The following is a 24,902-nucleotide window of genomic DNA, read 5'->3' as shown; positions in this document are numbered from 1 at the left end:
AATGAAAACGGAGTATGCATCTGAATGATTCTGAGTTTTTTGTTAGCTTTTTATTCAAAAACTTTCTACATTTGAAAAGCACAATCAATTAATGAACTATTATTTTAAAATTAAATATAAAACATTTATTGCTCTCTCCTTTAATCCAAAATAGTTTATGAAAAATTTAATCCTTCTTCTTTTATTATCGCCATTACTGTGTATGGCACAATTGAATTATAAAGACCTTTCTTTTTTGGCCAGTAACAAAATTGATAAAAATATCGAATACATAAAAAATAAAGGCTATACTTTCAGACAGGAAAGAGCAACAGGCGATGGCACAAAACAAGTTTACTATGAAAAAGGAAAACTGAGCCGCACCATGGTTGTAATGCGGATATTAGATAGTCAAAGTGTTGTGATCTCCTATGTTCCTGAAGACAAAAATAATTTTGAAAATATACAGAACGAAATCCATACAACAGGGTTTAATCTGAAAGGTTCTACCTCCAGCGACAAAGATGTCTGCTCTTCTTACCAATCAAAAGAATATTTTGCTAAACTTTGTGAAGTAAAATTTCCCGGAGCTTCTGAAACATCTTACAACATTACTTTTTACAGAAAGGATATTCATTAAAAGCGATCATATAATAAGTAAGGTACTATTTTCACGATTAAAGTACAATTAACAAGTCACTGATGAGCAAGCTCTTGGAATTAAAAACAGATAAATACAATATTTTCTCAGAAAAAACACCAAGAAAAACTTGCGCGGTATTACAAAATGTTATACTTTTGCAACACTTTAAAACAACGAAGTAAGTCAATACTAAATATATGGTTTCTTAGCTCAGTTGGTAGAGCAATGGATTGAAAATCCATGTGTCCCTGGTTCGATTCCTGGAGAAACCACTTTAAAGCCTCTGATCAGTCAGAGGTTTTTTTGTTTTTATATAATTAATATTTTTGATCAACAATAAACTCCCTCAAATTAAATTTGAGGGAGTCTTTATATTGAAAAGTTATATTGAATCGTATTATTTTTTAATAATAGCTTTCAGGTTTTCTATTTCTTTATTCTGAGAAATGACATAAAGTGTTAACTCTTCAATCTTCTGAAGTAATTTCATTTGAAAATCACCCAGATTCACGCCATCTTTTACAATAGCTTCTCCGGAAGGAATTTCCGGAAGGTGTTTATTTTCTCGTACAAAAGATTCCAATTCCTGAATTGTTGGCATTTGATACTCTGGTCTGATGGAAGATTGCCCGTCAAAATATTTTTGAAAGACATAATCAGCAGGGACATTCATGTCCACAACAACATCTTCAGCATGGATTTTTCCTTTTACCGTAAGCTTCTGATCCGGATTTTGAGTTCCTATTCCTACATTTCCTCCGTCTTTGTTTAAAATCACATTATTTCCGAGCGGATTAATATGCAATGGGGACGTTCCATGACCTTGCATCCAACTGTATCGATCAGAACAACCCAATCTTAAATTGACCTGTGAGGTATCGCCTACTATTAAAGCTCCTTCGCTGTCAGGAAAAACATAGCCTGAAACAAGATGCATTTTTGCTGCCGGTGTTTCAGTGCCTATTCCTACATTTCCGGATCCTTTAATAATAAAAGGTATATTATTGCTTCCGCCAACATCTCTTACTCTAAAATAATGACTTTTATTGGCATTCTGAGGGTTTCCAAAGGATCCCACATCAATAGTCATAGCATCAATAGGATCTGAACTTGGGCTCTGGGAGATATGCAACTTTCCTGTTGGTAAGGTGGTTCCTACACCAATATTTCCATTTGGCATTATACTTAACCTTGTTTGTTTTTTGGTAACCATATTAATAGCGCCATAAGTACCATCATCAATATTATTAACAATGTTAAAGTCACCATAAGAACCATATCTGAAATTAGTACCACTATAAAAAGAGTTTAATTCAAGATCTGCTGTAGAATGATACTTCAATTGCACAATATTACTTCCTCCGGCGGCTTCACTTCTGTCAAAAAGACCTCCAACTACATTGGAATGTCCCTTATCTTTTGGAGCTTTCACATGAAGACTTGTTTCCGGCAAGGTAGTTCCGATTCCCAGGTTATCATTATAATGGGTATAATGTACTCTTTGTCCTGTAAGGGGGCTAGTGTAGACATCTGAAAGCTTTACCTCACTAAAATCCTGTGTATCAAACGGGCAATGATAAGTAATTCTGACATCATATATATTCCCTGAATGGTGAGTGTGAAAAATAGTTATTTTATATTGATTAATATTGGCATCCCAAACAATATCTCCAATATAAATATGATTCGTAATAGGTCCTCCGGTTTCCACAATTCTTGACGTAGTTGGATACCATATCGCATTATCCGGATTGAGTCCTAACTGAAACAGTTTCTTAATATTTCCGACAGTATTTGTGTACATCCATGTACCCACAATTTCTATTTCAAGACGTCCAGACATTCCTCTGTTTCCAAGAAGGATATCCACAGCCTGATCAAATACGTCATTGGGAAAATCAATATTTAGTCTTTTTTTAATATAACTCTTAGGAAATAATTGTGGATCTTCCAGATTGGCAAAGCTATCCATTACGTCACCAAACTGCGCTTCTGTAGGCCTTTTTCCTGCTTTGAAATAAGCTTTTAATTCTGTAATTGTTTTTTTTGCCATGATTAATTTGTTTTTAAAACATCGATCTCTTTTTTCATGGAGATCATGTAGAGTGTTAATTCTTCAATTTTTTGAAGGAGTTTGATCTGAAAATCGCCTACGGATAATCCACTATCAGTCATTTCTTTTGCAGAAGGAATTTCCGGAAGATGGCTTTTTTCAGAAATAAATTTTTCAAGTTCAGCTATCTCTCGCAATTTATAATCAGCTGCAAAAACATGATCTGCTGTAGGAGTCGTAGACACTACAAAGTCTTTAGCTTCTACTTTTCCCTTAAAAGCTGCATTACCATTTCTATTCACTACAAGCTGCCTTCCTCCATCATATGATCCGGTAGATACTACAAATGTATCTTCATGGGCATTTCCAAAGAACCAATTGTTGGCACCATTAGATAATCTTGTCTGGATTCCTTGGGTATATCCTCCATAATCAACACTTCTATCTAAATAAATAGTTGGTGAATAGTCGAAAACTCTTTGGCTTTGAGACTTTACTTCTCCAGCTACTTCCATATTTCCACTGAAAGCACTGTGATTATTTTCCGGATTAAATGAGGCAACTTTGCTTTCATACTTTCCGATATAATAGAGATTAACCTTATCCTTTACACCCACAGCTGCAAAGCCTCCTGCATTTTGGGTTGCATCGGATGAAAGAAAATGATACCCTCTAGCCCACATCGTCTCATAGCCTTTGATCGCAACACCTCCTATAACAGGAGATTCAGTATCAAATAGTATCTTTCCCTGAACATCCAGCGGAGCGATAGGTTTTTTTGTTTTTATCCCTACATTTTCATTATAGTGTACATAATGTTTCTTCTGTCCTGAAAGAGAATTGGTATAAATATCTGAAAGAACTGCTTTGTCAACAACCGCATTTGTTGTTGAGTGGTGTACCAACCTTACTACATACTCATTCCCTCTTGAATTGGTGTGGTAAATAGTTATTTTATATTGTTTAATGGTATTATCCCAAACAATATCACTGATATAAATATTATCAACAATTTCTCCCGAAGCTTCTATAATTCTTGATACCGGAGGTCTCCAAATATTATTATCATTAAAAGCTCCAATAACAATTTGTTTTTTAATTGTCCCTACACTGTTTTGAAAATTATAAAACCCAGCAACTTCAATTTCAAAGCACCCATGAATTATTACATTTCCAAGCAATACATCAATTGCCTGATCTGCTTTTTGTTCGGGAAAGACAAATTTAAAGTTACTTTTCTCTTTATAGTTGGGTGAAAATATATTAGCATCATCCAGATGAGCAAAGCTGTCAATAAAATCCCCAAATTGGCTTTCTGTAGGTCTCTTTCCAGCCTTAAAGTATTCCTTTAATACTGTAATTTCTTTTTTCGCCATGATTAATTAGGTTTTGCATCAATCTCTTTTTTCATGGAGATCATGTATAATGTTAATTCTTCAATTTTTTGAAGGAGTTTGATCTGAAAATCGCCTACGGATAATCCACTATCAGTCATTTCTTTTGCAGAAGGAATTTCCGGAAGATGGCTTTTTTCAGAAATAAATTTTTCAAGTTCAGCTATCTCTCGCAATTTATAATCAGCTGCAAAAACATGATCTGCTGTAGGAGTAGCTGTAATCAATACATCTTTTGCTTCGAGTTTACCATGTAATGCCATATTTCCGGCATCAGATAATACGAGTCTGGCACCACCTCCACCATCTGAAAAGTAATTCCAGAATTGTAAACTATTGGAATATTGCCCTGTCATATTATAAATGGCCCATCTGTTTGCTGTACCCGGTGCTGTTTTAGTCTTATTATCTAAATAGATAGCTCCCCCTTCATTGCTACTGATCTGGGACATAATTGCTCCTTGTACATCAAGTTTCTGCTGTGGAGTTTCTGTGCCAATTCCTACATTTCCATTTGGACTAATTCTCATCAGTTCATTCATGCTGACTGGAAGATCTAAACCGGTCTGCTGAAAACCTGAACTTAAAAATTTAATTCCTTCACTTCCTGTAACTACCGCTGTATTAAAGCGAGGAAAGGAACTAGTTGTCGATAGCCATTTTAATCCAGCATTAGGATCAGCTTTAACTCCAAAACTCATATAAGTTTCTGCACTGCTTCTTAATGATCCCCAGTTATTTACCGAGCCATCTTCATAACGGATCGCCATTGCATTATTCCCTTGTGTACCATCTCCGTTCCCTGCATAAATAGTTCCCCTAACATCCAACTTAGATAATGGATTAACGGTTCCTATTCCTACATTTCCATTAGGTTTTACAGTCATTTTAATATTTTGACTGGTTACGAAATTGATAGATCCAAAGTTAGGGTCATAAGAATTATCATTTTCTATATTGAAGTCAAAGTAATCTCCATACCTTCTTCCTAAGCCTGAAAACCCGGAATTTAATTCCAAATTGGCTTTATTATGGTAAGAGAGGCTCAATATATTACTTCCACCTGTAGCTCCGATGGTGGTAAATTTTGCAACCGTTGCGTTCTGATTATTAGAGTTTTCATGCACTACATTAAGTTTCGTTTCAGGGGTAGCAGTTCCAATACCTACATTTCCATCTCTATTTACTTTTAATGCTATTTTAGCACTTTCTTTAGAGGCTAGATTTCCAACCAATAGGCTCCATTCATTGGTCATCGGCTGAAGAGGAGCAGAAGTGGAGCTATTGCCTCTGTTATCTATTGCTGCCCATCCATCGTTTTTATTAATTGATCTTATTTTAATAAAAACTTTTAGCACCTGGTCTGCTACTCCATAGGTATGAATCGCTCTGATTCGAAGCCTACATTTTCTCCCATTTACATCAACGGTAAAATTATAATTGGGTTCACTATCGATATAATTATTCTTATTAACTGTTCCACATTCTCTCCAGATATCCGGATTTGAATGTGAAACTGCTGCAATATGAGTGGCTCCACAAGCAATATTTCCTCTTGTGTAGGCCAGAGATATTTCATAGAAGCCTCCTGCACTTGCACTGGAAGGTGCAAAATCTAAAAACTCTATATAATCTCCTATCTGATAATTTGCAGGAAATTCTACAAAAGTGGAATACTCTGAAAACTCATCTAGATGAGCATAACTGTCTATTAAGTCTCCAAACTGGCTTTCAGTAGGTCTCTTTCCTGCTTTGAAATATGTTTTTAATTCTTGTTTATTTTTCTTTGCCATGGTTATTTTGATTTTAAAACATCAATCTCTTTGTCTAAAGAAATGATATACAGTGACATTTCTTCAATTTTCTGTAGGAGTTTTATCTGAAAATCTGCCACGGAAAGCCCTGTATCCGTCATCTCTATTGCGGAAGGAATTTCCGGGAGGTGTTTGTTTTCATTAATAAATCTTCCAAGATCCTTGATTCCTCTTAAATTATAATCTGATGCAAAAACATAATCCGCTGTAGGAGTTTGGGTGATGACTACATCTTTTGCTTCTAACTTACCCTGGATAGCAACATTCCCGCTTTCTTTCCAGTTTAAAACATTGAATTCAATATCACCTTTCTTAATTCCTAAGGCACCTCCTGTCCAACCATAAAGAAAAGGGCCATCCAGCAAAGAATTATCACTGTTTTGTCTTTTATATTTTAAGCCATGAGATGAAGTATTTCCACCTAATTGAATAGGAGATCCTGCAGCAATATTAATTCCTCCTTCAACATCCAATTTAGCCTGAGGGCTTGCGTTTCCAATCCCCACATTCCCATTATCAGCAATAGTCATTCTGGAACCATAATTATTACCATCTGCGGCATAGCTCCAGAACTGCAATCCGTTGCCATATCCTCCGGTCATATTATAGATAGCCCATTGGTGAGCGGTTCCAGGCGCTGTTTTATTGGGATTCTGGAAAAAGATAGATCCACCTTCATTACTCCCTACCTGCGATACAATTGATCCTCTTACATCCAGCTTTTGCTGTGGATTTTCTGTACCAATACCTACACTTCCATTGGGTGTTATTCTCATAAGTTCAGAAAGAGCAACCGGTGAATCCTGTGCTGCCTGCTGATAACTAGAAGATAAAAACTTAATTCCTTCTCCACCAACAGTTACCGCCGTTTTATAGCCTGCGTAAGATCCATTACCTGATAACCAGCCATACGCTGTTTTATTATCAGCTTTAACTCCGTAACTCATATAAGTTTCCGCACCACTTCTTAATGAACCCCAGTTATTTACAGATCCATTTTCATAACGGATGGCAAATGCATTAATTCCTTCCGTAGCATCACTTCTGCCGGCAAGAACATTCCCCCAAACATCCAGTTTAGACTTTGGATTATCTGTTCCTAATCCAAGATTTCCAGTATAGTAAACCGAATGTTTTTTTTGCTCAGCCAACGGTTTAACATAGACATCCGAAAGCCTTGCCTGATCTACAAATGCTTTATCATAAGAAAACTGCTTGACTCTTATAGCATAGGGATTCTGATTAGTACTTGTATGATAAATGGTCAGTTTATATTCATTTCTTATTGAATCCCATACAATATCTCCAATGTAAATATTATCTAAAATTGTTCCCGCTGCTTCTACAATTCTAGCCGTAGTGGGATACCAAACAACCCCATCAGGATTAAGACCAAGCTCAAATTGTTTTTTTATAATCCCAACACTTGTCTGATGAGCAAACGTACCTGTAATTTCAATTTCCAAACTTCCGTTCAGATAATTATTTCCCAAGAGAACATCCACCGCCATGTCGCCTTGCTGGTGAGGAAATTCAACATATAGATCTTTATATTTATGGTTATCAGGGAAAATAGTTTTATCGTCTAAATTGGCGTAGCTATCGATAAGATCACCAAACTGACTTTCTGTTGGTCTCTTTCCAACCTTAAAATATTCTTTTAAAGCTGCAATTGTTTTTTTTGCCATAATTTTTGTTTTTTGGTGAATAGTTCCTCCTTTTCCTACTGGACAGGAGGAACTATTTTATATTTATTAATTTATGAAAGGTTAATTAAGGTCTTACAATGAAAGTCCCCTGTAAGATCATACCATCTGTTCCGTCGTGAGAAATTCCACCGATATCAGTCCAGGTTTCTTTTTTGTATATCGTAAGAATCTTTTCTTCAGTACTGAACATATTAGATGTATTCTGAGACACCATTTTGAAATGATGATAAAGTACTCTTCCTTCTTCATCTTTAATCTTCATAGGATCCAGTCCTAATTTTTCAACAGGAAGGAAAAACTCATTTCCGGTCATATCAAATGCTTCTGCAAAGAACCATTCTTCTGTATTGGTTGCCGGATTATTACCATATAAATACAGTTTTGCTTTTGAAGTATCTTTTTCATCTGTATCTATTCTGGCAATTTCTTTCCAGTTCCCCAGAGGACTCATTTTATAAAGGTGATATTTCCCTTTATAGCAAACCTGATCCCAGGATAAGATTACCCAATTGATCACATCAGAATCTACTGGCTCCGAATGATATCTTAAGACAGGTGCTGGCGGATTATAATTTTCTACCAACATGGTTACCGTAGTCTTTGAAGGTAATGAAGGAGCCTGTTCCTGTACCGTTTTAGCTGCAGGAGGTGAAACAGCATAATCTATTGTGGTATACTCCACTTTTCTGGAAGCTACCACACGATAGAAAAGTGGATCACCATAAGGTTTTTCATCCAGATCTTCAAATTCATCATACACTGTCCATGATCCATTTTCAGGGTTTACTTCTACATCAGTAATCTTCACGGTTTTAATATGTTTCATACTTAATATGGAATCTGCATCCAGTTTGTTGGTCGCCCTGTAAATAGAGATTTCATTGATCTTGTGAACATCGGTATAAGAATTGACTTCAATTCTTACTTTGGCAGAAATTCCTAATGTAGCATTATCTACTATCGGTAGTAAGCTTAAAATCTTTGGTGGTTCAGCCGGATTGGTATTAACCAGTTTAATAGGTCCCTGGAATTTACTGAACTCTCCCATTTGCAATTGATTCCCCAATTCTCTTACTCCATAGAAGTAGAAGTTATCCGAAGCCCCATCAAGCGTAAAGTCAGTAAACAATGTTGAATGAGCAGTACCTCCCTGACCTTGGCTGTATACGGCCGCCATTGGAGCCATATCAAAATCATCATGTGTAGTAGGTAGTAAATACCCTGAAGCATCCCTGATATTCTGTTTTTTATTTTTAGGTCTGTGCCCTGCCAGATCATTGAAATCAAAATTATGAATCTGCTGATAAATAATAGGTACTTCCGTAAGTGGTAGGAAACAATTGATCATTGCTTCTTTAATAAAATGACCTAAACGCAGCTGACCTGCCTCACCCGGTACTGCCTCAATAACAGGATAATTAATCGGATACTTTCCATTTTTCCACTTTATTTCATCCAATAAGTTAGCATATCCACTTTGTCCTACTTGTAGCCCAAAATGTTCGTTATGATTCATAATGAAATAATTAATTGCTTCAAATAATATTTTACTGTTCGGAAGTGGCATAGTAAATTTCACAGGACCATCCGGTGGAAACGCTTCAAATTCTGTTTTAGTTGTATTAAGAAGCATTTCAAAGTCTACAAAATTCATCCATCTGTCAGTAAAAAACTCTTCATCATTGCCTCCAAGAGCATTAAGGTTGTTTTTAATTTCCTCAATCTTTGTTGGTTCATATAAAGAAGCTAACAATACAGCATTATTCGCTCTGAAGAACTGTACTGAATATGGCTTATGCTCATATTCTGTGATAAAGCTATAGGTTGACTTTCCGAATTTATCCGGTCTGGTCGCATATTGAGACCCCTTTGGCTTTCTCGGTGGTTTAGGTTCTACAATTCTGTTAGCAAACATCACAGCAGGAACACTGAATTTAGACTTATATTGAGCTCCCTGCATATCTACATTGTCATGATCCACACTCTTAAATCCAAAGATAGAGTATCTTACATCTTCATTTTCAGGTGGTAAGACAACGTCCTCAATTAAATTATTAGCAGCATTCTTATATAGGTATACTCTATAGGAAGGGTAATAATTCACAAGCATATTTTTGCCCATAACAGGATCAGTAAGATATACTGGTGGGGTTAATGGCTTAGATATCATTGTTGCCAGATCATCAGGATGATAATTAAATATAGGTAAGTGAGCTGTATCTTCTTTAATTCTGAAATTTTCATCATAAATATATACTACAAGATCCTTATTTGTTCCAATATTTTCTGTTTTTACTACTTTGAAAACCGATCTGGATTCTTTGGGAACTCCATTATTATAATCTTCTAATGTAAATAACCTTACAATACCATTCAGCCATTCTACAGAATCTGAATTGGATGAAAACTGAGAATGTTGTGCCAGCTTGAATCCAGGGAATGTCACTTTATAAACCCCTCTATGAACCCTATATTCTTTAACAGGTTTATCTATCACTACTCCCTCACTGTTTTGATACTTATCAATTGTCTCATAATGCATCTCTATTTCAGTATTTTTCCAGAATCCTCTACTTTTTTCAAGGAATCTCTGAACAGATCCGTCCGATTGTTGGGTATGAATAATTTCTCTATGAATTCCCCAATCATTGGTTCCGATTTTTACTTTCAATGAGTTCGGATTTTTTGGCCCCCAGGTTGGCGTATTCTGCATATTTTCAGTGGCATTGAACAATCCTTCAGTACCAGGACTGAATGTAGGAAGTACGAGGCTGCTCTGATCGATTACCGGTGAAGTCCCTGAAATAATAGCAGCACTTGGTGCTTTTTTGAACACTGTAAATTTCAATCCTGAAGGTTGTACTTCAATTCCGTTAATGATATAACTTTCACCATCTAATAAGAAAATTCCTCCGATAAAATCATTAATAGTTGTTCCTGCCGGAATTTCCGATTTTAAGATATTTAATGGAATTGAAGGCTGGGCAGACGGAGTTCCTCCCCCTGAACTTGGAAGGGTATAATCTACCGTTTTGATCTCTGCTAAAAGCTGATTATTCGGATGATGATTGATACTGGCTACCTTCGCAGAAATCTCTTTCATTGTATAATTTCTGTAGAAGATTTCCACTTCATCAGCCATAACTTCTTTATCATCCGGGAATATTGCATCCGGATTCAGATAGTAACCATCCTGAAGCGTAGAATCAAATGGAATAGAATATACAATTTCATCCTGATAAATATGATGATCAAAACCAAGTCTTACTAATGTTTTATCCGAATCCGCGATTGCATTTCTACGATCCTGTTCTCCCTGAGAAGTAAGGGTTACAGGATATTCTTTCTGGATAAGGAAGGCTGTTGTTGCCGTTGGAGGTAATAACCTGTTGTTAGGTTTAATCTTGGTGTCAATTGACAGTTCCTCTCCTCCAATCTGCGCTCTGGAGAACCAGTTGATTCCATATCCTTTGTAAAAATAAGTTCCACTTTTATCCTGCTTATGCATATACAATGGAGCATAGGTATCCGGAATCTGAAGCGGTAACGTTTCAAAAGAGTCTGCTGCATTATCAATATTTGCATATTTGGTATCATGACATAGTTCCGGCTTGATCCACATGTAATCATCTGTTTTGCCTGGTTCTACAACACGGTATTCAAGACCTGCATATACCGGGAATGTAAATGAAGAGGCATCCAGTTTATCAGATGATCCAAAGAATGTAGGGTTTACTTCAAGTTCTGGTACCTGTAGATTATAAATACTGATATAACGGTATTTCCCATTATGAGAATATCCTTCGCTATCATACAATCCGGCAGATTGCGGATTATTAGAATCCATTCCTTTATTCAGTTTCATCAGTTTCACAGGCAATGAAAGCCTTTCAATTTCTGTAGAAACAGGAAGAGACATGGAGAGCAGCTGATAGGTCTTATCATCCGAATTGATATCCAGATTTTTATTGGTATAATATTCTGTGATATAAATATATTCGTTTCCAAAAACTTCATCATTGATATCCAGATATCCTAACCCCAGCATTCGTGCTACGTGATAATCCAAAGCAGCAATATTTAAAATATCGAGATTGGACACCTGCATATCTCCATCCTGAGGAAGATTCGTGCTAATATCAACTACCTGTTGTGAACCAGTAGGAGAAAGATTGATTGAAATGGTTTCATTGGCTTTTGGATTCGGCTGATCATTACTCAGCTCTACATATCTTTTGACTACCGTTTGAATATCTCTGTCTAAAGGACCGGTAGAGGCATGTTCCCACTTCGTACGATAATTATCCGTATTTACATACGCACCATCATTATATCTTAACCATGCTCCATGAACAGGATTCTCTTTAGGCAGAGGATCTAGTCTCTCAAAAGCCTTATCGCGCTCGTCAGTAAGAGAGAATTCACCCATTAACTCCCATGCATTTGCCTGATTTCTGCTGATGATAAAATCTGAATAGAACTCAAATTTAATCCCGGTAACAAGACAATTGGTAGGTCTGAAACGCAATGTCTTTCCATTTTCAGCATTAAAATAGGTGTTAGAAAGCTCATTAAAACTATAAGGGTGAGCTCTATAAGAAAGCTGCTGTTGGGATATATTATTCGGGTCTGCTACAGAAAGCGCTTCCAACTCAACTACTGAATTTGACTGTTGATTTTCTACTTCTAACTCTGCAGCAAAGAAAATATCTGTTTTACAAAGAATCTCTACAATTTCATTACCATATTGCTGCATGAATTTAAGAGGGTCCAACATCGGGTTAACAGATTGTCTTACCTGTGTATATTTTGTTTTATTTTTGAAATAGACATAAAAAATTCTCTTGTCACCATTAAACTTATATACCCACATCTTCTTACTTTCGTCAATAAGCTGAGGAGCTTGTCTAAAATCAAAGTGGAAAATATTCTTTTCATAAAGGGCTCTATATACTTTAACGAAATCTTCAGGTTTATTGAAGTTATTTTTGTTGTCGGTAAGTTTTCCTTTAGGTAGGTGATTTTCTCCCAATTCACCTCCGAATCCCCATCTCAAGTGAATTCCTTTGGTACTGTCATCTCCTTTGGATCCTGCAGCCTGAAGGTAGAAATTAGGGGTCTGCAATCCTGAAAACTCATTAAAGGTAATCTCTGTTCCATCACCGCCATTCGTACCACATGTATTGTCACTAGCGTAAGGCTTAGTAATAATATCAAATTTAATGTCCTCTTCCTTTACATCTAATTTGAGATAGCCATAGGGTGCATCGTGGAGCTTAAAAGACGTTTCCGATACATCAACATTATTAACATGTGAGGTAACACAAGTATTAATCCCACTGGATACAAGCCCTGTAAACTCTGAAGTATGTATTCCTTTTACGGTCACCTCATTTCCTACAATCTGATCAATATAAAATCCTTTGATTAATGATTGCTGTGTCCATACAGGTTTATAATTATAAGTGGAATAACAGAAACTAGAACCTGCACCTGTAGTTGCGTAGAAAAAATCTTTGCCATGAATGAATTGTACTGATTGATATTCCCATTCTTTAAATAAAAATGCTCTTGCTCCAGCTACATCTGCTAAGAGTACAGGAGTATTATTAATTTTACCTCCCCAATGCAATTCATAATTCCCTTGTGGGATCGGGTGGCAGTAAACTCCGTTTAATACAACAGGAGTATCATTTACAGAAGGATATTGAGCAGAAAGTACCGGTTCATTTACCTGTCCGTAGAAGGAAACACCGCGTTTTACACCATTATAGGTTTCATTACCACAGATATGAACAACTTCATTAAAGGTAGAGATTCCGGTAACTTCCAGGGTTGCCCCTGGATTACCTTTATTAATAAGATTTGTTCTTGATTCTACACTTCCGTCTGAGCCCAACACAAGAGTTCCGCTGGTTTTTGTGCTTACACTATAAAAAGTAATATAAACTAAAGAATCAGCAAGTATTTCAGCATAAATACGTCTTTCATCGGTTACGATCGAAGGAAATTTTTTACACCATAGTACTTCTCCGCTCACATTAATTCTCATTACAAGAGGGGTTGTTGAGGAATCTATTCCCACAATGGCAAAATCACCGTTTTTGAATGGCATTACCTTCACAAAGGTAGTGTATCCTCCTTGGGAGGGTTTAAAACCTCTGTTCCATTTCATCTTACCACTTTCATCAAGGACTGTAATCAGTCCGGATAGATCTATGCTTCCTACCTGCATTACCCTCCCTTGGTTCCTCGTAGAAGAGTTAACTGATCCTTTGGAACTTATATAATTATGATTTTTTAAAAAACTCATTTTAGATTTAATTAATTGTTTAGTTTTAATTCGTTAATTACCACTCTGCTTCCCGGAAATTCAGTGTATACTGATCCATTCCAGTATTTATACATAAACTGCAGTTTTAATTTCTGATCTTTGATCTTATTACTCTTATGCACGACTAAAATCTGAGAATAGTCTTTAGCATAGATAAGTTGGAAATCTTCAATATGTTCGTTTACTGCATTAAGAACCTGAAGGCATTCTTTCACTTTCTTCAATGGAATTTTCGGATCATTAAACGGTTCCGGATTCCTGATGAGTAATGCCACCACATCATTATTGGTATTAACTATTTTGACAAATTCCGTATTGGTAGGAGGATTTAATGGCTTTAGTCCCATTACTCCTTCAAAAGCCCTGTCAAATACTTCTGAATAGGTATTTGCAAGCCCTTTTAAGTTTGGATTTTCAATACCTTCTGAAGCTAAGATATAAAGGTCATTAAGCTGTTGTGGCTTAAGATCTGCTTTCACTTCATAGATCGCATCCTTCTGTCCAATCACTTCATTTTTATCATTATATTCTTTTAGCTTATAACTTTCTACCTGCTCTTTAAAGTCCTTGTATCTTGAAGTTCTGAATACAAACTCATGAATCTTCTGGTTCTCTTCATATACTTTGTAAGGATCTTCCAATGTTGGTGTAGGCTGTGGCTCATATTTTCCATCTCCGTCATCATCAAAGGCATTGTAGATCATAGCTGTATATAGTTTTTCCGGACTCAGATCCTCCAGTTTAACGGAGTATTTATATGCTTTTGGTGTAACCGGTTTCCCAAGGTTAATGCTACAAGCCATGCCTGTGTTCCCCTGATTAACGTGATTCACATAATTAAGCATCTGCTGAACTCCCAATGGTAAATTTGGATCATCATCACCTTCCCAGTATTCCTTCGTTACCGGTATTGTTTCATGCTTTTTCCAGGTCGAAGGTAATGGATATGGAATACTGATACCTGTTATAGGATCTTTAATCGCGATATTAATACTTCCGATGATCTCCTCAACGTCTATTTCAGTATCATGATGAGCAGCCCACGTTTTCAGCATATTATAGATATAAGGCTTAGTAAATGATAGGACAATTTTACTCTGTTCATTACCATAGAATAATGGTTTTGCCATCAGAAGGTCTCCGTCTACGTTAGGATATGATTTTTTCATATCGATATATGATTTCAGAGAAGTAATTGGATATTCATCTATATTCTTCTTCTTATTAGGGATCTTATTTCCATCTTTATCTTTAAGATCTTCAATGTAGTCTTCATTTTTCTTCTCAAAGTGTCCGATAGGTCCTGCTGTTTTAAAGGCGAAATAATAATCAATGATATGAGGTGTATCTCCATTTACATTATCTTTCAGTTTAAGGTTGATATAGTATACACTATTTGGTCTCCAAACCGGTTGTACCACTTTACTCATGGCTTCCTGCATCAGCTGCATATCTTCTGTTACAGCATCTTGTGACGGGATGGTCTGTTGATATTCATAATCTTCAGCAGTCATCCATCTCACCTGATGAAATAAAGTATGACAAAGGTTAACTGTATTACCATCATCATCACCACATCCACAGTTTCCTAGTTTAAAAATGATATCATAAATGTCTTTTGTTAATTGTACCGCTACAGACATTTTAGCACCTTCAGTATTCAGGTAGCTTCTCAACTTCTCTACAAGGTCTCTTACATATCCTGCTCCCTGGATGAGATTATATTGTGGAAACGCTTTATCAAACTGGTAGATGGCATCGATGAACATGAAGAAACACTTTGAACTATATCTTAATTGAGTTACTTCATCTACTCCCTGATAAACAATGCATTTATTAAGATTATACATAAGCCCGGTAAGGAAATCACAAAGTTTTGTATCTTTTGTACAAGGTTCTGCTTTAGAATTACATCCACAATCAGGAGTAAACTTCAGGTTAAGAGGTTTTTGTGTAGTTTTACTTACCTTAATGATCACTACTTTATTGATGTTTTCTTTCGGATAATCACTTGAGTAACAGATATCAATACCATTAGATTGATCTGTAATTTTTGAGATCACACTATTATGCTTAATCAATCGACTAAGAGGGCCGCTAGGTAAAAACAGGAAGATCACAGAATGTGTATTGAAGTCAACATATGGTGGAGTATTCCCTGAGGTTATCATCATATATTGAGTTTCGTAATCTGTCCATTTAGTGGCTACATTAGACATATCAAAGTTTATGTTCCCATTGCCCCAAAATCCATTATATCCATTTTCAACATGCATTACATCAAAGTCAAGCTCATTGCATTGAGAGGCAGTACATCCTCCGGCTTTCAATTTCTTCATCTGCTCAACAAGTTTGTCGTAGTTAGCTTGTTCATCTGGAGAAAGAACTACACTACTGACCTCACCCGTTGTATTGGCTGTTGCATTCGCCCAGATCTGGTCAATTTGTGCATTGATATCATCAATTTCCTGCTGGTTGGCATTGTATGGAATAATTTCAATCTTACTTACATATTGACCTCCATGATTAGCTGCTTCATAAATCAGTTCTGATGCCAGTTCTGCTTTAGTTTTGGTTACTTCCTCAATCAGGGCATAATTCTGATAAATTGTAGTAGAGAATACATCTTTATAGTATCTGACTGTCACTGAGCTGGCCATTGTTGAAAGTAATAATTCTATACTTGCCGATGCTTCAGGAAGTAAGAGAACCATTGTATTTCCATTGGTAATCTTCAATGATTTAGAAAAATTATGCGGGTTGGATGCATTGGAAACCGTCATATAATCCGCAGCGTCCGATACTGTTCCTAAAAGGTTGTAATAGGCTCCGTTAATGAAGTTATATGGTGCTCCTGCCGGTGGATAATATACCGTTCCAACAGCCTTATCTTTTACATTAGACTCATGCCATACTTTTTCTGTTTTTGTACAAAATAGTGACGAAGCCGTAATTCCGTATTGTTCAGGAATAAACCATCCCGGTTGTGCAGCATCTAAGAATGAGAATGGTGTAGATGCCAAAATTCTGATGGTATCATACTTATCATTTGTTTTCTGCCAGAATCCTAATTTAAATTTATCAAGATTAGTGATTTGATCTGCTTCATCTTTGGTTAATACAGCCTTGTAAGGATTGTATTTATTCCATTTCCCTTGTTTATTAAGGATTTTAATTTCTACATCTTCAATAGAATACTGGTGCTTCACCTGGCGAAGTACGTGGCCTCCCGGCTGCGTTTTCTGAGGCGGGATAAGATCTGTAAATTCAGTCGCTCCGCTAGTATGTCCTCCAATTTTCTCTCCTGCAGCTGTAGTTGGAATAAGCCCTTTTTCAATTTTAATATCAATATAGGTATCTAATGGAATGGTAGGCAGTTTTTCATGATCTTTAACTGCTGATGTCGGAACCTCATTAACCAGTACTACTGGAAGATCAAAAGTTTCATTGGTAAGCATGTGAACTCCTTTGACTGCATTTTTCAATCGCTCTTCTTTCGGATAATCAACATTTGGTGGATCAGATACATAAGTAAGAGGCGGTACAGCACTCGTATCTACCTTATTCTCTCCTTTCTCCCATTTGATACTTAAATGAACTTTAAGCTTAATTTTAAAGATCACCAGCTTAATCTTGAGTTCGAATTTGAATTCTGCCAGGATCAGGAACGGGAATATAAGTTCTACTCTGAAATAGATCGAGATAAATAAGGCAACACTTACAATGAAAAGATTGATCTCTGCTCCTCCTTCCACATAAATATATCCTCCTACCTGTGGTCTTTCAAAACTGATGTGAGCTCCCACTTCAATAGCGGCATACACTTTTACAATAATCAGATTCAGGTTGAAATCTACCCTTGCTCCCGCTTCAATTCCTTTGGCAGCAATCATCAGATAAGATTCTGCCTTAATATTCACCGAATCTTTAAATAGACTAGCCCTGATCGGTTTGTCCCTTGTTCCGAAATTGACATACCATGGCCTTTGATTTTTAAAGAAGAATCCCATCTGAACTTCGGCCTTAATATCAATAAATGACCCGTTATTTTTATTAAGCTGGAAGTTACCTCCTGCTCCAATTTCCAGTGAATTGTCACCGACGATAACGAATGCATAGAATGGCGGAACTTTAGGGTCATCCTCCGTCAATCCGAGACGCTCACTGATAATCGTTAATCCGGCGTCAATCGCAAACATACTTGGTACTGAAAGCAATACCATGGCACGCAATGAAGCAAGACGTCCGTCTAAGGTTGCCAGAGATGCCCCTGCTCCAAAGGAGAATGGTGCGCTATACTCCTGAGTATACTGAGGTCCGATAAATTTATCGGTATTGATTCCTCGCTGCGGATGTACATAATAATCATACCAGGTATCATTTTCTGTCATTCCAATAGCTTTCTTATGAGCAACATATCGGTATCCGATAAGCCCCCTGAATCCGAAGATACCAAATGAACCTAATGGGATCACGAATGGCAATTCGACGCTTGCATCTACCAGGAATCCCGGATATTTAGGATCAAAAGCCATTTCTGCAGAACCGGAAATATTCATTTTCGGCAGCTGAAGAGAAACTTTACCTCTATATTCTGTAGATTTTCCTGGTTCAGGAATGGTAAGAGCCCCTTTGATAATAGCTACTGCAGCACTTGCACTGGCTGTTCCCGGAATTACTAAATCAACTTCTAAGGTTGAAATATGGAAATAATCATCTTTAGTTCCACCGAATTCATCGTTATCAGCAGTATAATAGTATTTTACCCCATTACCTCTTACATCAAGACCTAGTGGATTGATATTAATACCACCATCAAATCCGATATAATTATAGGTACGCATATTACCATTGAACATTCTCTGGATGGTTCCCATATGGATGGCTGTAACTGCCATACGTACCGGACCTAAGTTCAGGTGAAGGTTGGTTGGAATAATAGAGCTCCCGCCTGCGATTTCAAATTTACCGTTAGCATAATAACGGATAGCCGGAAGATCAATTCCTTCTTTTCCTAACAATCTTTCTCCGAATGAACCCTCAGGGAAGGTAATCTTAGTATCTGCTTCCACATAGAAGTTATCATTTTTCTTTCCGACTTCTATTCTTTGCAAATAAAAGTTAAGGATGTTAAAAAGGTTCATTTTCAGACCAAAAGGCAGAATGGCTGCAGAAAGCTTGAAATTTTCTTTGCTTTCCCATTCTCCAACAACATCAATGACCATGTCCGCACCCTGATAATCTTTGAATTTTTTAATTTTCAGCCCAGCATGTAATGAGGAGTGTACTACCTGTCCCTGGTGGAAATCAATATCAAATTTACTGAATCCTAATTCCCATGATTTTTCGGTATCTTTTCCAAGGTTAAACCATAAGGTACGGTTATCATTATCAAGACTGTCTGTAGAAAGACTTGCCAGGAATTTATAATAGTCTTCTTCTTTCTGGAATTCCCTGTAATCTCCGGCAACGGTTCTTAGTCCCATTGGGTAAACAAACTTAAGTTCAGAAGGCGATGCCAAACCATCCATAAAAGTCATCAGTTCATCCATGTTATGAATAGTTGTTTCATTAGAGCTACTCATGGATTTCACTTTTAGATTATCATAATCAAGCTTAAAAAACTTACTGTAATAATCAACAACTTTTGTCTCGGTTCCTACTGTTTTAACGGCGTAGGTAGGTCTAATGGCAATATTTCCTGAAAGCCCTCCGGTTCCGATCAGCATATGATTGGCTGAAATACCGATGGTCTGTTGACTATTCCCTTCAGGATTTTTCTTTTTAAACCATTTTTTCGGAAGGAAAATCTCGGTGTATTCCATATAGACCCCCATAAATTCCTTAGGTCTTCCGTCTGCATCAGCTTCGGCGATATTTTCCGTTTTGCTGAGGTCAATTTTCAGGTTGTGAATATCAATCACAAAGCCTGTGTTTCCAATCTGAGCAGGATTACTCATATTCAGAACCAGATCCATATTGTATCCGAAACCTTTTTCAGTATCCGCATAGAATAAAGCTTCTCCAAAACTAAGGGTTACTTTTTTAGTTTCATCCTCAATGACTTCTAAAGGAGCTGTCGGGTGTTTTAATGGATTTACCGGTTTTAAAATACTTCTGGGAAATTCAATAGCTGCCGACAGCATTAAGGTTGCCTTAAATTTCGGAATGGCTACCTCTTTGATGAACTCATCAATATCCTGTGGCATTAAAGCTTTAAAAAAGGTTTTTACCTTTTCTGCTGTCTCCTGCATGTCGCTGGAAAGCAAGTAGGTTGCAAAAGCAACTAATGAAGCATACTTTCCTGCCGTTTTATTAAAAATATCCTGTACCACGTCTGTAACTGTCGTAGCATCGGATGGCAATGTAAGTCCCAAACTATGTGAGTCATTAATATCCTTCACAAACTGCATCAGAGGCGTGATATTCTGATTCGCTGGTGAGACAAATGTGTTCACAAAGTGCGCGATGGCCTGTTCTTCCGTTACGTTAAGCACCCTAAGGGCTACCTCGAAGATCTGCTGAGGTTCAAAGGAAAAGTTTCCTAAGCTGAAGTAGCGTAAATACGCCAGGATCTTCCATTGGTATTCAACGGTAATGGGAAATGCGGAGATCGCGGTGTCATCTGTTCCGTTCAGGACTAATGAAATCCCTGTTCCCGGAATTTCAATATCGATTCTCTTGGAAACGACAGATAAACTGTAAAACGCTGAATCTCCTTTCGGCCCTTTACTATACTGTAAATCTTTATAATAGATTTTATCGAGGAGGTTAGTAATCCCCGGTTTTAAGAATCCCAGAATGTCCGGGATGTCGTCTTTTGTAACCACAGAGGATAACCTCGGGTAATACCTGTGTGTTACCGGTGTTTGATTTGACATAAAAATAATTTTGTGTTTGGGTGAGTGGAAGGCTTTCGTTTAGGCAAACAAAAGCCTTATTAAGTAGGATTTACTTAATTTCCCGTGGTGATAGAATGTTTCAGGTAAGTTGTTAGATTTTTCATCCTACCTTATTTCTAATATAAATAAACCAATTAGTTTACTAAAAAGGATTATATCCCTCCTTCTTTATATCAATACGATATTTTATCAATTGAGATAATTTTTTCCCTAATAAACTGCTAATAAATTGCATATCACTTCTATCAAACAAATATGCTTGTCGAACTACAGGATCATCTCCTTCATCTAAATAAACAAATAAAAATGACTCTTCAATATTTCTTGCTTCAATAACATAGAAGGGCCGATTTATTATTTTATTATTTTCTTGGAGCCATAATCTAGGCTCTTCTTGGAGCTCATGCTGATTTTCAAATATATTATATGTTAATACATAACATCGTTTTCCTGCAAGAAATAAAAGTTCTCTTAATGCTTTTGGAAATATATTTCCATTATTGTATATAGCTTCCAACTGTTGTATTTCAGAAAGAGAGAGAGGTTCAATTCTTCCTTCGTATTCAATATTACCGGGTTTTGCTGCCGGATTATCTTGTAAATATTTTAAAAATTCTATATTCATAATGTTCTATTCTATTAATTTTAATACAGCATCCATATCTACAGCTTCTGTATGAGCTAAAAATTTAAATTCGATAATTTTATTTTGAGATTTGGCATATTTTTGAGCAGCTTGTAAATATTTTTGACAATTTCTACAAGTATAAAGAATAGATTCCATTTCTACCACAAATCTATTACCTTTATGAAAATGATTTGCAAAAAAATTATACAAAAACTTCACTTCAGTTTCATTAAATCTTGAATCTCCCGCATCATCAAAAGCATTTCGTGCAAAAGTCCTAAATTTCCCCCAATCGTCAGGATCGACAAAATGATGTTGAGCTTTTAAATTAGGAGCTGCACTATATAATTTCTCTGCGGTTGTTTTATAACCTGAAAGGTAATTTTCTAAAATAGTAGGCTCAACTAAAACACCAGATTCGTAACAATTTATTTTAACAAATAAGCGATTTGATCCTTTATAAGAATTAAAAGTTCTTTTCGATATATTTGCAAACAGATCAAAATGCCTCTCATAAAGACTTTTCAGTTGATTTTTTGACAGTGGAATAATTTCTATATTAACAGGATAATTTTTAATTGATTTAGCCCATGTTAATCTATTCTTTTGAAATAAAGTTCCTAAGTGTGATTCACTTGGTAATTTTGACGCCAAAATTTCTATAACATCATCTGCATCAAACATTTCAATAGAATTTTTAGGTAGTGTCTTTGTATCTAATAAAAAATGAATTCCAAGCGGTTTTTCTTTTAATTCATTATATACAATATTATCAATATTTCCGAAATTATCTAAAAACCTCCATCTTGAATCAAAATACATTGCCTCTAATTCTTTTCTTAGAATAGGTTCAGCATAGAATCTTAAAATGTCATCTACTTTTCCTTGATTAGCAATCACTTCAACCATTTTTCTATCGATAATAGATTTGGTATATAAATCACGCCAATTTGCTGCAGTATTAATCGTAGAACTATTAAGTTTAGCAAGTTGATTAGGCTTAAGATTTTTAAACTCTGCTTGAAAAACTTTTTGATAATCTACTCCTCCAATATTTGGTAGTTGAATATAATAACTATAAAAGTAAGGATATTCATTCTGAAGTTTTGCTTTATAAGTAAACATTGCCATATCTTCTGCTCCGACTAAATGATTGGCAACACTTTTAATCTCATCAGATAGTGTATTAAATGTAGTCTGGTTTGAAACAAGGTCTCTTGCCGCATTAGCTGCTTTTCTTCTTGCATAAATAGTAGCCCCAGCACTTAACATTGTTAACCAAAAAAATACTCGAGCCACTTTTTGTGCTGTTTCATTATCACTTGTGGTAGCAATATAATTGGCAGCACTATAACACATAGCTGAAGTTACAGAAAACACTTCAAACCCCGCTTCAACCCCCCTTAAAGTAAGTACAACGTCCTGAGTAGCCGATGTTGCGCGAATAGCTTTACCAATCTTTGTTACATATTTAAGGTATTTTAAATCTTTAATAAGTCCAACACCTCCAGTAGTAAAGAAAATTAAAATTTCAGCTGCTATATCTATTCCTGTAGACCAGGCTGTGTTAATCTCTTTAATTCTTTCATAATCTTGGCAATAATAATATACAAAAGCAGGCAAAATCGGGTCCTTTGGAAGATATTCTTTAAGATTTTCAAACTCTTTAAAACCGATCATATTCAAAGGTTGATAAAGATGGAATTCCATTTCCTTCTTCTCAATTTGTACTGATGCATTAGGGTCTAAAAAAATGTATTCTTTACTACTTCTGTTATGAGTAATAACCCTTGTTATTGTTACTTTCTCTCTATTTAAATCTTTATTAATAGTATATTCTGTATCAGAATTAATTTTAAAGTTAGGATTGTTAGATACTTCATTATATGCAAATTCAAGAGTTACATAATAGTTGTCATCATTGTCCGGTTTATAGTATTGCTCACCTTGGGAAGTCTGAAAGTATGCATTAGGATTTGTTCCATCTTCAGTTGGAGTAACTCCTGAAGGAATAAATCTAAAATCATATTTACTTTTTTTCCAAACTTGATATAACCCATAAATAAAATTCCTTCTATATGTCTTTTCATTTGCAAAAAAGCCTACTACTGGAGAGATATATTGTTTAGTATCATCATCAAAAAGCCTAAATAATAAATCAAAATTAGTATACACCCCACTTCTCGTTTTTAAAAGAAATATTAGAAAGGTTTCCCCATCTTCAGGAAAAAGATAAAAAGAATGAATTATTTTTAAAATATTAAATTGAGCTTCATAGGAAAGACTTGTTTCATTAATAAAAGTCTCAATAACTTTAATTCTTTCAGAAGCACTAAGTAGTGATATTGCGCTAGAAGGTAAGACATGACATAAATACTGAAATCTTTTATTATCTTGTTCTAATAATATTGTAGAATCCCATGTTGCAGGTAATGTAGCTGGTGAACCGAAAAGAAGACTTTCATCTTTATAAGAAAGATTATTATGGAAGTTTACAAGTGCATTATAATAATTATCAAAAGGCCTATAGACTCCATTATAAAATTGATCCTCATTTACATCAAAGGCTAACTCTTTTGTATTCAATAAATCTTTATATCCCCAATCTATTAACAAATGAGCTATTGTCTTATCTGTTTTTGTTAAATAAGATGTAGTAATTGGTGAAGCAATATTATCTATATAATTATGTGCATCTACTCCTACTGGAATTCCATTAATTAGATTTAAAATACTCTGAAGCTTCTCTATTGCTAATATATCTAAAACTTCACGATATATTTTATCAATTCTGAAACATATTTTAATAATTCCTTCATATAAAATTTCCTTAGAAGCATCTGAAATTTTAATACCATCAATTTTATTTTTAAAATTTTTTGTAAAGAAATTTCCTTCTTCTATATTAGAATAATTGGACTGTAAGTCTCGATCTGTTCTTACTTTTTTACTATAGTTTGGACTATTTACATTTAAATTCTCAGGAGGATATTGGTCACTATTTGAAAAGTCAATTTCTAAATTATTTATTTTAAATTCATATTGTGAATAAATAAAATACTTCTTATATCCATTTGTTAAACTTCCTTTAAACTCAACTCGATCAATCTTAAAAAGATCTCCTTTTTTCGCAAATTCAAAATCTTCAAACCAGTTTTCTGGTTTCAATAAATTATCTATTTGATTTTCGTATTTCTTATAATTTACATATACAGAGGATTTACAATATCCTTTTTTTAACTTTTTGTGCTTTCTATCACTTTCATAGTAATCAATTTCTCCTATATATGTATATAAGATCCCTTTATAATAAAAATTAAGTAATTCACCCTTTATATTATAATAACTAGGTGAAATTTCATAATTAGCACCATTGATTTGTGGGGAAATTCCCTTTAATCTTACGGGAATTCCATTTTTAGCTGTTAATATTGCTGATTCCATTT

9 protein-coding genes and 1 tRNA gene are annotated in these 24,902 nt (G+C 35.5%); 2 read left to right on the top strand and 8 right to left on the bottom strand.

Going from position 1 to position 24,902, the window contains the following annotated elements:
* The first annotated feature begins 157 nt into the window (after positions 1–157).
* Both EG344_RS17390 and EG344_RS17385 read left to right on the top strand, forming a co-directional pair.
* Positions 158–619, top strand: a complete 462-nt coding sequence (locus EG344_RS17390; RefSeq protein ID WP_123910647.1) for a hypothetical protein — start codon at positions 158–160, stop codon at positions 617–619.
* A 202-nt stretch (positions 620–821) separates the two neighbouring features.
* Positions 822–894 (top strand) — tRNA-Phe (locus EG344_RS17385).
* Between the two features lie 125 nt (positions 895–1,019).
* On the opposite strand, the gene EG344_RS17380 is transcribed toward EG344_RS17385, so the two are convergent.
* From EG344_RS17380 to EG344_RS17345, 8 genes are all read right to left on the bottom strand, one after another.
* Positions 1,020–2,675: a hypothetical protein gene (locus tag EG344_RS17380; RefSeq protein WP_123910646.1), complete on the bottom strand. Its 1,656-nt coding sequence runs from the start codon at positions 2,673–2,675 to the stop codon at positions 1,020–1,022.
* 2 nt (positions 2,676–2,677) lie between these two features.
* Positions 2,678–4,051 carry a hypothetical protein gene (locus EG344_RS17375; protein ID WP_123910645.1) on the bottom strand — a complete coding sequence of 458 codons (1,374 nt, stop codon included), beginning with the start codon at positions 4,049–4,051 and terminating at the stop codon, positions 2,678–2,680.
* A gap of 2 nt (positions 4,052–4,053) precedes the next feature.
* Positions 4,054–5,862, bottom strand: a complete 1,809-nt coding sequence (locus tag EG344_RS17370; RefSeq protein WP_123910644.1) for a hypothetical protein — start codon at positions 5,860–5,862, stop codon at positions 4,054–4,056.
* 2 nt (positions 5,863–5,864) lie between these two features.
* Positions 5,865–7,571 carry a hypothetical protein gene (locus EG344_RS17365; protein WP_123910643.1) on the bottom strand — a complete coding sequence of 569 codons (1,707 nt, stop codon included), beginning with the start codon at positions 7,569–7,571 and terminating at the stop codon, positions 5,865–5,867.
* Between the two features lie 85 nt (positions 7,572–7,656).
* Positions 7,657–13,905: a hypothetical protein gene (locus tag EG344_RS17360; protein WP_123910642.1), complete on the bottom strand. Its 6,249-nt coding sequence runs from the start codon at positions 13,903–13,905 to the stop codon at positions 7,657–7,659.
* Between the two features lie 11 nt (positions 13,906–13,916).
* Positions 13,917–20,807 carry a hypothetical protein gene (locus EG344_RS17355; protein ID WP_123910641.1) on the bottom strand — a complete coding sequence of 2,297 codons (6,891 nt, stop codon included), beginning with the start codon at positions 20,805–20,807 and terminating at the stop codon, positions 13,917–13,919.
* A 163-nt stretch (positions 20,808–20,970) separates the two neighbouring features.
* The gene (locus EG344_RS17350; RefSeq protein ID WP_123910640.1) at positions 20,971–21,453 is read right to left on the bottom strand and encodes a hypothetical protein; all 483 of its coding nucleotides are present in this window, start codon (positions 21,451–21,453) and stop codon (positions 20,971–20,973) included.
* Positions 21,454–21,459: 6 nt separating this feature from the next.
* On the bottom strand, positions 21,460–24,900 hold the full coding sequence (locus tag EG344_RS17345; protein ID WP_123910639.1) for a hypothetical protein: 3,441 nt from the start codon (positions 24,898–24,900) through the stop codon (positions 21,460–21,462).
* Positions 24,901–24,902 lie beyond the last annotated feature (2 nt).

The organism is Chryseobacterium sp. G0162 (assembly GCF_003815715.1).
GTDB lineage: Bacteria > Bacteroidota > Bacteroidia > Flavobacteriales > Weeksellaceae > Chryseobacterium.
Note: the sequence above shows the minus strand (reverse complement) of the source record. Positions and strands in the feature narration are given on the sequence as shown.

What these genes read in the sequence shown, in the direction of transcription:
- EG344_RS17380 (WP_123910646.1), bottom strand. Translation starts at nt 2,675, where the DNA reads ATGGCAAAAAAAACAATTACAGAATTAAAAGCTTATTTCAAAGCAGGA.
- EG344_RS17375 (WP_123910645.1), bottom strand. Translation starts at nt 4,051, where the DNA reads ATGGCGAAAAAAGAAATTACAGTATTAAAGGAATACTTTAAGGCTGGA.
- EG344_RS17350 (WP_123910640.1), bottom strand. Translation starts at nt 21,453, where the DNA reads ATGAATATAGAATTTTTAAAATATTTACAAGATAATCCGGCAGCAAAA.
- EG344_RS17345 (WP_123910639.1), bottom strand. Translation starts at nt 24,900, where the DNA reads ATGGAATCAGCAATATTAACAGCTAAAAATGGAATTCCCGTAAGATTA.
- EG344_RS17360 (WP_123910642.1), bottom strand. Translation starts at nt 13,905, where the DNA reads ATGAGTTTTTTAAAAAATCATAATTATATAAGTTCCAAAGGATCAGTT.
- EG344_RS17365 (WP_123910643.1), bottom strand. Translation starts at nt 7,571, where the DNA reads ATGGCAAAAAAAACAATTGCAGCTTTAAAAGAATATTTTAAGGTTGGA.
- EG344_RS17355 (WP_123910641.1), bottom strand. Translation starts at nt 20,807, where the DNA reads ATGTCAAATCAAACACCGGTAACACACAGGTATTACCCGAGGTTATCC.
- EG344_RS17390 (WP_123910647.1), top strand. Translation starts at nt 158, where the DNA reads ATGAAAAATTTAATCCTTCTTCTTTTATTATCGCCATTACTGTGTATG.
- EG344_RS17370 (WP_123910644.1), bottom strand. Translation starts at nt 5,862, where the DNA reads ATGGCAAAGAAAAATAAACAAGAATTAAAAACATATTTCAAAGCAGGA.